The sequence below is a fragment of the Microbacterium sp. Bi128 genome (genome assembly GCF_918698205.1).
In genome coordinates this window covers 1-13,572 of record NZ_CAKKMM010000073.1, presented here as the reverse complement: position 1 = coordinate 13,572, position 13,572 = coordinate 1, and the positions used below count along the sequence as shown (strand labels likewise).

General features: G+C 74.6%; 10 protein-coding genes and 1 pseudogene. 7 read left to right on the top strand and 4 right to left on the bottom strand.

Annotated elements, in window-relative coordinates:
• From LQV45_RS08155 to LQV45_RS08145, 3 genes are all read left to right on the top strand, one after another.
• Positions 1 to 1,489 (top strand): alpha/beta hydrolase (locus tag LQV45_RS08155; RefSeq protein WP_230006555.1); only part of this gene is annotated, 1,489 nt, incomplete at its 5' end.
• A complete protein-coding gene (locus LQV45_RS08150) occupies positions 1,486 to 3,036 on the top strand; it encodes a GMC family oxidoreductase (RefSeq protein ID WP_230006554.1) in 1,551 nt (516 codons plus the stop codon). The genes LQV45_RS08155 and LQV45_RS08150, both read left to right, overlap by 4 nt.
• Before the next feature lie 119 nt (positions 3,037 to 3,155).
• The gene (locus tag LQV45_RS08145; protein ID WP_138178098.1) at positions 3,156 to 3,500 is read left to right on the top strand and encodes a LysR family transcriptional regulator; all 345 of its coding nucleotides are present in this window, start codon (positions 3,156 to 3,158) and stop codon (positions 3,498 to 3,500) included.
• A gap of 98 nt (positions 3,501 to 3,598) precedes the next feature.
• Here LQV45_RS08145 and LQV45_RS08140 read toward each other — a convergent pair whose 3' ends face one another.
• The 4 genes from LQV45_RS08140 to LQV45_RS08125 form a co-directional block, all read right to left on the bottom strand.
• The gene (locus LQV45_RS08140) at positions 3,599 to 5,239 is read right to left on the bottom strand and encodes an ABC-F family ATP-binding cassette domain-containing protein (RefSeq protein ID WP_230006553.1); all 1,641 of its coding nucleotides are present in this window, start codon (positions 5,237 to 5,239) and stop codon (positions 3,599 to 3,601) included.
• A 246-nt stretch (positions 5,240 to 5,485) separates the two neighbouring features.
• On the bottom strand, positions 5,486 to 6,523 hold the full coding sequence (locus LQV45_RS08135; RefSeq protein WP_230006552.1) for a class I mannose-6-phosphate isomerase: 1,038 nt from the start codon (positions 6,521 to 6,523) through the stop codon (positions 5,486 to 5,488).
• Positions 6,524 to 6,607: 84 nt separating this feature from the next.
• Entirely contained in the window at positions 6,608 to 8,878 is a 2,271-nt protein-coding gene (locus tag LQV45_RS08130) for a glycosyltransferase family 2 protein (protein ID WP_230006551.1), read from the bottom strand.
• Entirely contained in the window at positions 8,875 to 9,813 is a 939-nt protein-coding gene (locus LQV45_RS08125) for a WcbI family polysaccharide biosynthesis putative acetyltransferase (protein ID WP_230006550.1), read from the bottom strand. The genes LQV45_RS08130 and LQV45_RS08125 overlap by 4 nt, the downstream gene beginning before the upstream one ends.
• 150 nt (positions 9,814 to 9,963) lie before the next feature.
• On the opposite strand from LQV45_RS08125, the gene LQV45_RS08120 reads away from it, so the two are divergent.
• From LQV45_RS08120 to LQV45_RS08105, 4 genes and pseudogenes are all read left to right on the top strand, one after another.
• Positions 9,964 to 11,016, top strand: a complete 1,053-nt coding sequence (locus LQV45_RS08120) for a glycosyltransferase (RefSeq protein ID WP_230006549.1) — start codon at positions 9,964 to 9,966, stop codon at positions 11,014 to 11,016.
• Positions 11,013 to 12,149, top strand: coding sequence for a glycosyltransferase (locus tag LQV45_RS08115; protein ID WP_230006548.1), 1,137 nt, complete (start codon positions 11,013 to 11,015; stop codon positions 12,147 to 12,149). The genes LQV45_RS08120 and LQV45_RS08115 overlap by 4 nt, the downstream gene beginning before the upstream one ends.
• Positions 12,146 to 13,144: a glycosyltransferase gene (locus LQV45_RS08110; RefSeq protein ID WP_230006547.1), complete on the top strand. Its 999-nt coding sequence runs from the start codon at positions 12,146 to 12,148 to the stop codon at positions 13,142 to 13,144. Before LQV45_RS08115 ends, LQV45_RS08110 begins: the two co-directional genes overlap by 4 nt.
• Positions 13,141 to 13,572, top strand: a pseudogene (locus LQV45_RS08105) (glycosyltransferase family 2 protein); the annotation flags it as partial. The gene LQV45_RS08110 and the pseudogene LQV45_RS08105, both read left to right, overlap by 4 nt.

Genomic DNA, 13,572 nt, shown 5'->3' with positions numbered 1-13,572 from the left:
ATCCACACCCGCTCCGCAGGAGTTGCGCCCCGGCTCGCACGTGCTTGCGCAAAAAGTCCCGGTGCGCAAGCGGCCCGTCGCGGACCCCGACGTGCGAAAGCGTGAAGACATGCCGAGCCCGAACGACGTTCCGACCCTCTACCTGCTGCACGCCCTGGGGGCGAGCGGCGGATCGTTCCAACGGCTCGGCGACGCGCTCGCGGGACGGGTGGACGTGCAGGGCGTCGACCTGCCGGGCTTCGGTTCGGAGACCGCCGCCTCGGACACCTCGATCGAGGCCACGGTCGCACACGTCATCGGCATCCTGCACGAGCGCGCTCGCGGCCGGTGGATGCTCGGCGGGCACAGCATGGGCGGCAAGATCGCCGGGATCGTGGCATCCCGCGTCTTGAGCGGAGACGCGCCCCTGGCGGGGCTCGCCGGGCTGGTGCTGATGGCGCCCTCGCCGCCGCGCCCCGAGCCGATGGACGAGGACCGGCGCGCCCGGATGCTGTCGTGGGTGGCCGACGGGCCGATCTCGGAGACGGATGCCGAGACCTTCCTCGACCAGAACACCGCGGAGCCGCTGGATGCCGAGGCCCACCGTCTCGCCGTCGACGACCTCGCTCGAACGTCGCCCGACGCGTGGCGGGCGTGGCTCGAGACCGGGAGCCGTGTCGACGTGCGCGCCGAGGTCGGCCGCCTCGACCTCCCCGCCCTCGTGCTCGCCGGCGCCGACGACGCCGACCTCGGGGCCGCCGTGCAGCCGGGGCTGCTCTCCGGCGTCCTCCCCCGGGCACGGTTCCACACCCTCGCCGACACCGGGCACCTGATCCCCCTCGAGCGCGCGCCCGAGGCGGCCGCGGCCATCGCCGCGTTCGTCGCGGACGAGGTGCTCGCCGGACCCGAGGTGCCCGAGGAGTGGGTGCGGCTGATCGCCGGCGACCGGGTGGATGCGCGGGTACGCGGCATCCTGAACCGCCGGGCGGTGCCCGACGACCGCGGCTACGCGCCGCGCGTGCTCGACATGGCGCAGCTCACGCTGCTGCGCGAGATCGCCGATCTGGTCGTGCCCCAGGACGGCCCCGCGATCGACATCGCCGCGCGCGTCGACGCGCAGCTGGCCCGCGGCGACGGCGACGGATGGCGCCGCGACGGTCTCCCGCCCGACGCCAAGGCGTATCGCCTCGGACTCGACACCCTCGCCCCGGGGTGGCCGACCGACCCGGTCGAGCGCGAGACGGTGCTCGCTGCCGCCATCGACGGAAACGGCCCCGCCGACGGCCCCCTGGATGCCGCTCTCCTGACGGCGTGGCTGGAGGACGCGCGTGTCGACCTCGTGCGGCAGTGGCTCTCGCACCCGGCGAGCATGGCCCGCACCGGTTTCGACGGCTTCGCCACCGGCGGCCGGGACCCGATCCGCGGCTACGTGCACCTCGATCTCGGGCGACGCGAGGACTGGGAGCCCGCCGGAGTCGGCGGCACGATCGCGACGGGAGACGCCGCATGAACCTCGAGACGATGCGCACCCACGGCACGGACGACGTCGTCGACGTCGTGGTCATCGGGACGGGCGCGGGCGGCGCGCCGCTGACCGCGGAGTTCGCCCGGCGCGGGCTGTCGGTCGTGGCGCTGGAGGCGGGGCGGAACTTCGATCTCGACGACCTGACGCCCGACGAGACCGAGGCTGTGGAGATCAACTGGATGTCCGAGCGCCTCAGCGGCGGCGACGACCCCACCGCCTTCGGTCCCAACAACAGCGGCCGCGGTGTCGGCGGGTCGACCCTGCACTGGGGCGCGTTCACCCCGCGTCCCGATGCCCGTGATCTCCGGCTGCGCACCGAGACCAGCGAGGGCCGCGACTGGCCGATCGACCCCGACGAGCTGCTGTCGTACGTCGCCCGCGTCGAGGGCGACATCGGGGTCTCGGGGCCGGCGCTGTACCCGTGGGATCCCGACCGGTCGTACGCCTACGGTCCCGCCGGCCGCAATGCGCCCGCGAACCTCGTCGCGCGCGGGTGCGAGGCGCTCGGCATCCGGTACGCCGACGCGCCCGCCGCCGTACTCACGCGCGCCCGGGTGCAGGATCACCACGGCGAGCGCCGCGCGTGCATCGGTTGCGGCGCCTGCCACCAGGGATGCCGGGTGGATGCCAAGGCCACCACCGCCAACACCTACCTGCCGGCCGCGGTGGCGGACGGGGCCGAGATCCGCACCGGCGCGATGGTCCACGGGATCGAACTCGACGCGCGCGGTCACGTCGCGGCGGTCGTCTACCGGCAGGACGGCGTCGACGTGCGCCAGCGCTGCCGGTCGCTCGTCCTCGCGGCCGGCGGCGTCGAGACGCCCCGGCTCCTGCTGCACACCGGGGTCGCGAACGGCAGCGGCCAGGTGGGCCGCAACTTCCTCGCGCACGGTGCGACGCAGGTGTGGGGTCGGTTCGACGAGCCCGTGCGGGGGCACCGCGGCTACCCCTCGTCGGTCATCACCGAGGACATGGTGCGCCCGGACGACGCCGACTTCGCCGGGGGCTACCTCGTGCAGAGCCTCGGCGTGATGCCCCTCACCTACGCCACGACGCTCGCGCGCGGCGGCGGGTTGTGGGGGCCGGAGCTCATGCAGCGCCTCGATCAGGCGCAGTACATGGCGGGCATCGGCATCAACGGCGACTGCCTGCCGTCGGAGGCGAACCGCCTCGAACTCTCGGACGAGGCCGACGAGTTCGGCATCCCCCGCGCCCGGGTGACGTTCACGGCGGGGCCCAATGAGAAGGCTCTCGACCGGCACGCGACGGCGTTCCTGCAGCGGGTGATGGAGGCGGCGGGGGCGCGCGACACGATCACCCTCGCCCGCACCGCGCACACCGTAGGCACGTGCCGCATGTCGACCGACCCGGACGACGGCGTGGTCGACGCCGACGGCCGCTCGCACGAGATCCCGAACCTCTGGATCTGCGACAACAGCGTCTTCCCCTCGGCGCTGGCCGCGAACCCCGCCCTGACGATCATGGCCCTGTCGCTGCGGACGGCGGACCGCTTCCTGGCATCCGTCGCTTAGGGCGGGGGCGCCCACATCACGTGATCTGGGCGAGAACGCACCGTGCGACGCACCCCATCGAGCGGTCTCGTCCACATCACGTGATCTGGGCGCCGCCGCGGCACGGGAGAATGGATGCCATGAAGCTTGCGCACCTCGTCCGGTTCGCTGCCCTCGCTGAGGAGCAGCACTTCCCGCGCGCGGCCGAGCGGCTCGGCATCCCCCTCGCGTCGCTCTACACCACGATCGACAAACTCGAAGAGGAGGTCGGGCAGCCGCTGGTGTCGCGCACGCCTCCGACGAACCTCACCCCCGCGGGTGTCCTGCTGCTCGACGAGGCCCGCGCGCGCATCGCCGACGCGCCCCCGCAAGCGGTCGCGGCACCGAAAGCACGGGGAGGCAAGGCGAAGGCCTCCAAGGGCACGGGCCGCGCCCCGATCGTGAAGGGCCAGCCCAAGCCGTACAAGAAGCGCCAGGGTCGCTGACGCCCCCGAACCCCCGCGATAAACGCTCTCCGTGCTGAGACACGCGGTGGCTGAGCGTTCCTCACCACGCAGAGCGTTTATCGATGCGGGGCTGAGCGCTACAGCTCCGACACCCGGCCGGACTCCACGCGCCAGTGGCGGTCGGTCTGGACGGCGTCGAGCATGCGGCGGTCGTGCGTGACCAGCAGCAGCGTGCCGGTGTAGGTCTCCAGCGCCTGCTCGAGCTGCTCGATCGCGGGCAGGTCGAGGTGGTTGGTCGGCTCGTCGAGCACCAGGACGTTCACCCCGCGCGCCTGGAGCAGCGCGAGCCCCGCACGCGTGCGCTCGCCGGGCGAGAGACCGTCGACCGGGCGGGTGACGTGGTCGGCCTTGAGCCCGAACTTCGCCAGCAGCGTGCGCACGTCGGCCGCGGTCATCTCGGGCACGAGGCCCTCGAAGGTCTCGGCGAGCGGGCGCTCCCCCACCAGCAGCGACCGCGCTTGGTCGATCTCGCCGATCGCAACGCTCGACCCGAGACTCGCGGTTCCCTCGTCCGGGGTCTGACGGCCCAGGATGCCGCGAAGCAACGTCGTCTTCCCGGCACCGTTGGGGCCGGTGATGCCGATGCGCTCGCCCGCGTTCACCTGCAGCGAGACGGGACCGAGCGCGAACGCCCCCTGCCGGAACACGGCGCCCGAGAGCGTGGAGACCACGGAGCTCGACCGCGGGGCCGCGCCGATCGTGAACTCGAGCTTCCACTCCTTGCGAGGCTCCTCGACCTCGTCGAGCCGCGCGATGCGGCTCTCCATCTGCCGCACCTTCTGGGCCTGTTTCTCGCTGGACTCCATCGAGGCCTTGCGGCGGATCTTGTCGTTGTCGGGCGACTTCTTCATCGCGTTGCGCACGCCCTGGCTCGACCACTCCCGCTGCGTGCGGGCGCGCGCGACGAGGTCGGCCTTGGTGTCGGCGAACTCCTCGTACTTCTCGCGCGCCTGCCGCCGGAGGGTCGCGCGCTCCTCGAGGTAGGCGTCGTACCCGCCGCCGAACACACGATGGGAGTTCTGGGCGAGGTCCAGTTCGAGCACGCGCGTGACCGACCGGGCGAGGAACTCGCGGTCGTGGCTGACCAGCACGACCCCGCCGCGGAGACCCTTCACGAACGACTCCAATCGCTCGAGGCCGTCGAGGTCGAGGTCGTTGGTCGGTTCGTCGAGCAGCGCGATGTCGAAGCGCGAGAGCAGCAGCGCCGCGAGCCCCACCCGCGCGGCCTGCCCGCCGGAGAGCCCGGTCATGAGCGCGTCGGGGCCGACGTCGAGTCCGAGGTCGGCGAGCACCACCGGCATCCGCTCGTCGAGGTCGGCCGCGCCGCTCGCGAGCCAGCGGTCCAGGGCCGTGGCGTAGGCGTCGTCAGCCCCCACGGCGTCGGGGTCGCCGAGGGCCGCGGCCGTGGCATCCATCTCGCGCGTCGCCTCGGCGCAGCCGGTGCGCCGCGCGAGGTACTGCGCCACCGTTTCGCCGGGCACGCGCTCGTGCTCCTGCGGCAACCAGCCGACGAAGGCGTCGGCCGGAGCCAGCGCGATCGAGCCGCCCAGCGGTTCGTCGACGCCGGCGAGCAGCCGCAGCAGCGTCGACTTGCCGGCACCGTTTGCGCCCACGACACCGATCACGTCGCCCGGCGCCACGGTGAGATCGACGCCCTCGAACAGGGTGCGGTGTCCGTAGCCTCCGGTGAGGGCCTGGGCGACGAGCGTGGCGGTCATCCCCCGATTCTCGCAGGGGCGCGCTGCGGGGGACGACGGACGGCGGCGCCCGCGGACGTCGCCGCCGCACGCGGGGGACGACACGCACCCACCGCCGTTAGCGCACTCCGCCACCGCACCCGGGGGCGACGGGCACCCACCGCCGCCAGCGCACTCCGCCACCGCACCCGGGGGCGACGCGCACCCACCGCCGCCAGCGCACCCCGCCACCGCACCGCACGGCGGCGCAGCCACCGGCCGCCGCGGTCAGCGCACGTCGCCGCCGCGCAAGGTCATCGGCCAGCCGGCGCCGGGCGCGGCGACGAGCACCTCGGCGGCGCCCGTGAGACGCCAGGCGCCGAAGGCGTGCGGCACGGCGTACACCTGGCCGCGCTCGACGTCGACGCTCCCCGCCTCGGACACGAGCGCCCCGGCGCCGTCGGAGACGAGCACGACCGCGAAGCCCGCCTCGCGCGGGGCGGTCTCGCCGGCGGCGTCGAACAACCGGAAGTAGGGGTCGGCCGCGGACGGCAGCAGCGAGCGGAAGCCCGCCTCCGCCGGGGCGGTGCCCGCCGTGCTGATCAGGGCGTCGAGCGCGGCGGCATCCAGCGCGTCGGTGGAGACCGCGGGCATGACGGCGTCGAAACCCAGGTCGAGGTGCGACTCCTCGCAGGTCGAGGTCGTCACCGACCACTCCAGCAGGATCGAGAAGTCGGTGGGTTCCTGCACCTCGGCCAGGAAGATCCCGCCGTCGATGGCGTGCACGGTGCCGGCGGGCACGAGCACTCCCATCCCCGGGCGCACCACGATGCGGTTCATGTGGGCCAGCATCCACTCGCCGTCCTGCGCCTCGCGGCGGCGGTCGAGCTCGTCCCGGTCGACGGGCCGGTTCCACCCGAGGTGCACCGCGCAGTGGTCCTCGGTCTCGAGCACGTACCAGGCCTCGGTCTTGCCGTACGGGCAATCGAGGTGGCTGGCGGCGAAGCCGCGGTCGGGGTGCACGTGCACGGGGAGACGCTGGCGCGCGTCGAGGAGTTTGACCAGGATGCCGAGGTCGGCGGCATCCCGTCCTCCGCGCGCCCCCACCCACGCGGCGCGGTCCGCACCCACGAGGTCGCGGAGGTACGCCCCGTCGTCGGTGACGGCGAGACCGATGTCGTCGGAACCGAAGCGCGACACGGTCGAGGCGAGCCACTCCTCGGGCTGGCGGTCGGTCTCGGGCTCGATTCCGCGGAGCGCGGCGATGCGGTCGCCTCCGCGATAGAAGTGCTGCACGGGACGGGGCGGCAACAGGACGGGCTTCACCGGGGGGCTCCGATCGGGTGGGGCGACGCGGCGACGATGCCGGCCGCTTCCACATCTACACCATGACCGTGTGCGTGCCGTCGTTCACGTCCAGCGGTCGACGCCGCCCCAGCCGCCCACCCAGGACTCCAGGTGCGGCTCGTCGCGGAGGACGTGGACCCCGGATGCCACGATCTCGCCGGTCGTGAAACCGACGGCGGCACCCCAGCGCTCCGCGCGGCGACGGGCGCGACGCGCGACCGCGGCACCGATCGGTGCGCCGTCCGCGGCGTGGACGTCGAGCCGGCCCTCCTCGCCCTGGCCGAGCGCGGCGAGGCGTTCGCTCAGTCCGGCGGCGTCCTCGACGAGCACCGGACGGTCGAGACGCCACACGACGCGCGCGTCGGGAATCGCGCCGGAGCGCACGCGAGGATCAGCGGCGAGGGCGGGGCTGGACGGCGGCGCGTCGAGCACGACGACGGCGCGGGGGAAGGCTGCGAGCACGGAGTCCACGCACAGGAAGGTCGCGGCCTCGGTGTGCTCCCCGGCGAGGTGCACGACGAGGTCGGGCACGGCGGGGAGCAGCCCCCGCCCGGCCGAGCCCGCCACGGGGATGTCGGCCGCGAGCCGCAGCGTCTGGCGGTTGCCCTCGCGGACCCGGTCGACGTCGCGGCCGGACCAGTCCGGCCCGTCGTGCCACGCCACGGCCGCGGGCACGTGGGCCAGCACGGCCCCGGCCTGCCACGCCCGATGCACCCACTCCCAGTCCTCGCCGCCGTACTCCGTGTACGACTCGTCGAAGCCGCCGACCTCGTCGAAGAGGCGGCGGGAGCACGCCGAGACCGCCCCGATCACGAAACGGTACGACCGGTCGTCGGCGCGCAAGAGGTCGCCGGTGCGCGCGTATTCCTCGCGCAGCCACGCGGGCTCGGGGAGCTCGCGCTCCGGCCCCGCTTCCGCGACCGGCACCTCGGTCTCGAGGCCGGCGAGGTCGGCGTGCCGTCGCCGCCCCACGGTCACGGCCTCGGGCAGCAGCGCGGGCAAGCGCGTGAGTGCCCGCACGTATCCCGGTTCGGGGGTCGTGTCGGCATCCAGGAAGCACAGGACGTCGCCCGTGCTCGCGGAGACGCCGAGGTTGCGGGCGGCGGCGGCGCGGAAACCGCGGTCGGCCTGGCGGACGAGCCGCACCCCCTCGGGGACGACCGGCGCCTCCGGCGAACCGTCGTCGGCGACCACGATCTCGAGCCGATCGGCGGGGTGGTCCTGTGCGCGCAGCGCCGCGAGAGTGCGGGCGAGTTCCTCGGGTTGGTCGTAGTGCGTGACGACGACGCTCACGCGCGGCGGCTCCGGTTCCCGCCCCGCAACGAGATCCCACCGGTTGCCCACGACCCACGGGGCGTCGGGGACGGGCAGCGCCGCCCACCAGCCCAGGTACGCGCGGGCGACGTCGGCGGGTCCGACCGGGACGGGATGGATGCCGTGCCACGTGGCATCCGGATCCTCGCGGGCCGCGCGCACCGCGGCCGCCAGGTCGTCGGGCTCGACCGCACATAAGGTGCCCGGCCGCAGCGCGTCCATCTCGTCGACGTAGCGGTTGCGCACGGCGAGCGGCCGGCGGCCCCAGCCGATCCACGACGTCAGCGATCCCGACGCCGAGACGTGCCGGTGCGCGATCACCGGCACCGCGACGGCGCGGGCGCGCGCCGCCATCTCGGCGTCGTCGAGCCAGCCGGTGACCTCGACGTCGACCCCGACGTCGGCGGCGCGGCGCACGAACGCGTCGAGGTCGCCGGCGTGCCCCTCCGACGCCCGCCCCAGCACCGTGAGGCGCGCGACCCCCGCGGCCACGGCGGCGGCGAGCGCCTCCTCGTGGCCCTTGCCCGGGTAGAAGTAGCCGAGCACCCCCACGGCGCCGTCGGGACGGGGGCGGTCGACCGCGGCGGGGGATTCCGCGGGGAGCGGCACGACCTCGACCGGTCCGTGCCAGACATATTCTTCGGCGAGCAGGGAGCGCTCGTGCGCGCTGTTGACGGCGACGGCGTGCGCGGCCCGGGCGACGGCGGCGTAGAACGCGCGGCGGCGCGGGCGATTGCGCTCCCCGTCCGAGGCCTGCGGCACGTCGTGCAGGGTGACCGTGAGCGGATGCCGCCGGGCCAGGGCCGTGAGCCGCGCGGTCGCCTCCTCGGGCGAGGCGCCCCACATCTTGTCGGTGACGTGGACGTGCAGCGGCGTTCCGGCGGCGAGCGCGGGCAGCGCGTCGGGCACGACCGTCCGCACCGACGGGTCCAGCGCACGCACCTCGGCCGCGACCGCGCGGGCGTACGCGGCGACACCGTGCGGGCCCGGGGGCGTGAGCAGGACGGGATGCACGCTCATGCGGCGCGCCACCGGCGCACGAGCGGCGCGAGACGCTCCACCGCCGCCGCGACGAACCCGGGGTGCGCGGCGTACCACCCGCGATGCGCCTCGGCGACGACCGCGGCGTCGACCCGCTCGCCGCCGACGATCCAGTCGCGTCGGGGCTCGGCATCCAGGCTCCACGCGTCCACGACCCACGGTTCGAGCGGGGCCTGCACACCGGCGAGGATCGGACGGCCCGGGTCGACCGCGGTCCCGGGGGCACCGAGCGCGGCGACGACCCGCTCCCCGAGCGGCAGGAAGACGGCGTTGCCCGGGTGGTTGACCGTACGGGCCAGATCGGCGACGACCGAGGCGTACAGATCGGATGCCACGATGTCGACGCCGAGGCCCTCGCGGCGCCGCAGCTCGGACACGGAGTCCTCGGCGACGGCGCGCACGGCCTCCGGGGGAAGGTCGGCCGCGACGGGGAGTCCCGCGGCCTCGGCGATCAGCCGGACGTCGTGATAGGCGACGAGGGGCGGGTCCTCGTCGATGCCGGGAACGCGGATCGCCGCCTGGAAGGGGTGCAGACCGCCGTAGCGCAGTGACGGCACGACGACCGTCCGCGCACCGTCGGGGAGGACCTGCCGTAGCTGGGCGGTGCCGAGGCGCAGCCCGCGATAGTCGTCGCGGATCGGCTGCACGATCAGAAAGGCCGCTCCAGCCAGCAAGCGGTGCAGACGCTCCGCGTCGGCGGCATCCATCTCGTGCACGGCGGGGATCCGGACGGCCGGGTGGTCGCCGCTCGAGACGACGAGCCGGATCGACTCCGCCTGGCAGTTGCCCACCACGACGCCGTAGCCGGACGGCGGAACGGCATCGCCGAAGAACTCGGCGTAGTGCCGTCGACGCGCTATCACCGCCGCGGCGTCGTCCGCAAGGCTTGTCGACCCGTCCTCACTGCCACGCATGATGAGAAGGTACGCCGTCGGTGCTCTCGTCTCCCCAACCGCCCGGTTGCCTTGCGATGCCCGTGTCGATGCGATACGCGTCACGACCGCCCGCCCGCCAGGAGGCCCCCGATAAACACCGTCCCCTCTCGCCGTATCCGCGTCGCCGCCGTGCCCGCGAGCCACCCGTACGTGCGCGCCGTGACCGACGAACGCTCCGTGGACCTGCGCCCCGATCCTCCGGTGCCGGGTGCGGCCCCCGGTCAGTGGTGGCCGCCGCAAGTGCTGCTGCCGGCCTGGCTCGAGGCGCACGCGGGCGAGATCGACCTCGTGCACCTGCACTTCGGCAGCGAGTCGTACTCCGCCGACGACCTCGCCGCGACCGTGGACACCCTGCAGCGCCTCGAGCTCCCCCTCGTCTACACGGTGCACGATCTGGAGAACCCGCAGCTGAGCGCGCAGGAGCCGCACCGCGCGGCGCTCGCCGTGCTCATCGCGGGGGCGAACGAGCTGATCACCCTGACCCCCTCGACCGCAGCCGAAGTGGAGCGCGACTATGGACGCGCGAGCGACGTCATCGCGCACCCCACCCTCGTCGAGGACGACGCGTTGCCCCTCGGGCGCCCCTCGACCACGACGCGGGTCGGCGTGCACCTGCGCGACCTCCGGCCCAACATCGACGGCGTCGCGACGACGGCGACCCTCGTGCGCGCCGTCGCCGACCTCCGCGCGCAAGGGGCGGCCGTCGAAGCCGTCGTGCGCATGAACGAGAACGTGCGCGACGCCGACACCGCGGCATCCATCGACGCCCTCGCCCGCACCGCGGACGGCGTGCGCCTCGAGCGGGCGGCGCGGCTCGACGACGACGCCCTCGCCGCCTGGATCGCCGACCTCGACGTGTGCCTGCTGCCGTACACGCACGGTACCCACTCGGGGTGGGCCGAGCTCTGCTACGACCTCGCCGTCCCCGTCGCCGGCACCCGCGTGGGCCACGTCGGCTCCCAGCACCCCGGCGACTTCCACACGTACGGTCTCGGCGATCCGGTGTCGCTCGAGCGGGCGATCGTGGATGCCACGGCCCCGGCGTGGTCCGTCCCGGGATCCGCGGCGCGCGCGGCCGAGGTCGCCCGGCGTCGGACAGAGCGTCGGGAGGAGCGCGAGCGGGTGCGCCAGGCCCACGTCGCGCTGTACCGCCGTTCGTTGCGGACGGAGAGCGCGGCGTGATCCGGGGGCTGCGACCGATGCGCGTGCTCGTGGTGGCGCCCTCGCGCTATCCCCTGCGCCAACCCCACGCGGGCGGCCTGGAGGCCACGGTGTGGGACCGCGTCAACTGGCTGCGCGCCCGCGGGCACGACGTCACCCTGTGCGCCGCGGAGGGCTCGGACTTCCTCGGCGACGCCCCGGAGTTCGCTCTGCCCGCACCCGAATGGTCGCGGGTCGAGGACGCCTCGGACACCCAGTACCCGGCCGGCTACGCCGCGGCGACGGAGGCCGCCCACGAGGCCGCCTTCGATCGTCTGCGTGCCGAGCGGCACCGCTTCGACGTCATCGACAACCACAGCCTGCACCCCGCCCCGATCCGGTGGAGCCGGGATGCCGACATCCCGGTCGTGACGACCCTGCACACGCCCCCGCTCGAACCGCTGCTCGAAGCGGCCGCCTACGCCCGCGGAAGCGCGCACCGTTTCGTCGCAGTGAGCCAGGCGACCGCGCGCGCGTGGTCGGCGGAGGGCGTGGATGCGTTCGTCTTCCCGAATGGCGTCGACACCGATCGCTGGGTCCGCGGGCCCGGGGGACGCCGATGGGTCTGGTCGGGACGCCTCGTCCCCGAGAAGGCGCCGCACCTCGCGATCGAGGCGGCGCGGACCGCGGGTGCCGAGATCGTCGTGGCGGGGCGGATCGGCGACGTCGACTACTTCCAGCAAGAGGTCGCCCCGCGGTTGGGCCCGCACGCGCGGTACGTCGGGGCCCTGCACCAGGACGCCCTGTGCCGCTTGGTCGGCGAATCGGCGGTCGCCCTCGTGACGCCGATGTGGGAGGAACCGTTCGGACTCGTCATCGCCGAGGCCCTGGCCACCGGTACGCCGGTCGCCGCCTTCGACATCGGCGGGGTATCGGAGGTGCTGGCCGGCATGCCCGGCACGGCCGCGGTCATGCCCGGCGATGTCACCGCCCTCGCGCACGCTGCGCGTGACCTGGCCCGGCAGGGCGAGCGCGAACCCTTGATCCGCGTGTGGACGCGCCGCGCAGCGGTACGCGAGCACGCGCTGAGTCGCCGCTACCGCGAGATCGAGCGCGTGCTGACCCACACCGCGCAGCAGGTCGCCCCGCGCTCCGTCCCGGCGGTGTCGTGGTGATCGGCTGGTACGTGCATCACCACGGCTACGGGCACGTCGCGCGCTTCCGCGCCGTGCAGCCGCACCTGCGCGAGCGGGTGCGGGTGTTCTCGTCGCTCCCCCGGCCCGACGGGCCGGACGACGAGGTCGAGTGGATCGTGCTGCCGGGCGACGCCGACACCGTCGAACGCGCGGACGGCGCCGTGTGCGACCCCCGCGACGCCGACCCGACCGTGCGCGGCGCGCTGCACTGGGCACCGCACGACCACCCCGGGCACCGCGCCCGGCTCGCGCGCATCGCGGCGCACACCGAGGATCTGCGGGTGTTCGTCACCGACGTGAGCGCCGAGGTGGTGGCGTTCACGCGGCTCCTGGGTCTGCGCACGGTCGCGGTGACGCAGCCCGGCGAGCGCACCGACCCGGCGCATTCCCTCGCCTACGACCTGGCGGACCGCATCCTCGCCCCGTGGGCGCACGGTGCCGTTCCGGCCGGCGCCCTTTCGCCGCGGACCGACCGGGTGGTGTGGACCGGCGGGATCTCGCGACACGACGGGCGGGTCGCGGATGCCGCCGACGCCGAGCGGTCGGTGCTCTTCCTCGGCCGTGCGCTCGACGACGACGTGCGCCGCGCGGCGGAACAGCAGCTCGCCGCCGCCGGGTGGCGCACGCGCGCGATCGGCCACGACGCGGCCTCGCGCGTCGACGACCCGTGGTCGCTGTTGACCTCGCACACCGTCGTGGTCAGCGCCGCGGGGCAGAACAGCGTCGCCGACCTCGCCGCGGCGGGGGCGCGCGCGGTCGTCGTCGCCCAGGACCGCCCCTTCGACGAGCAGCGCCACACCGCGCGTGCGCTGCACCGATGGAACCTCGCGCGCGTCGCCCCCGAGGGCGTCGACGCCGCGGGGGTCGCGGCGCTCGTCGAGGCGGCTGCGACCGACGATCCGGACTGGTCGCGGTGGCAGGTGGCCGGCGCCGCCGAGCGCGCGGCCGAAGCCGTCGAGGCGATGCTCCCGTGAGGATCGCCGTCCTCACCGTCGCCTCGGCCGCGCGCCGCGCGCACCTCGAGCGTCAGCGCGCCGTGCTGGCGGAGGTGGCGCCCGACGCGGACCGCGTGGAGGTGTGGCTCGACGCGGCACCGCCCACCGGCATCCCGGATGCCGGGACGCAGACGCGGCACGTGCCGCCCGGCCCGCACGGACTGCGGGTGGGGGCGGGACGCAACGCCGCCGCCGCGGCCGCGATCGCCGCGGGCGCCGAGCTGTTGGTCTTCCTCGACGTGGACTGCCTGCCCGGGGCCGACCTCGTCGCGCGGTACACCGACGCCGCCACCGCGCACCCCGACGCGCTGCTGGCCGGGCCGGTGACGTACCTCGCGAGCGTGCAGCGCCCCGAGGTCGCCGACCTTCCCTTCGTCACGCGCCCGCACCGGGCCCTGTCTCTTATA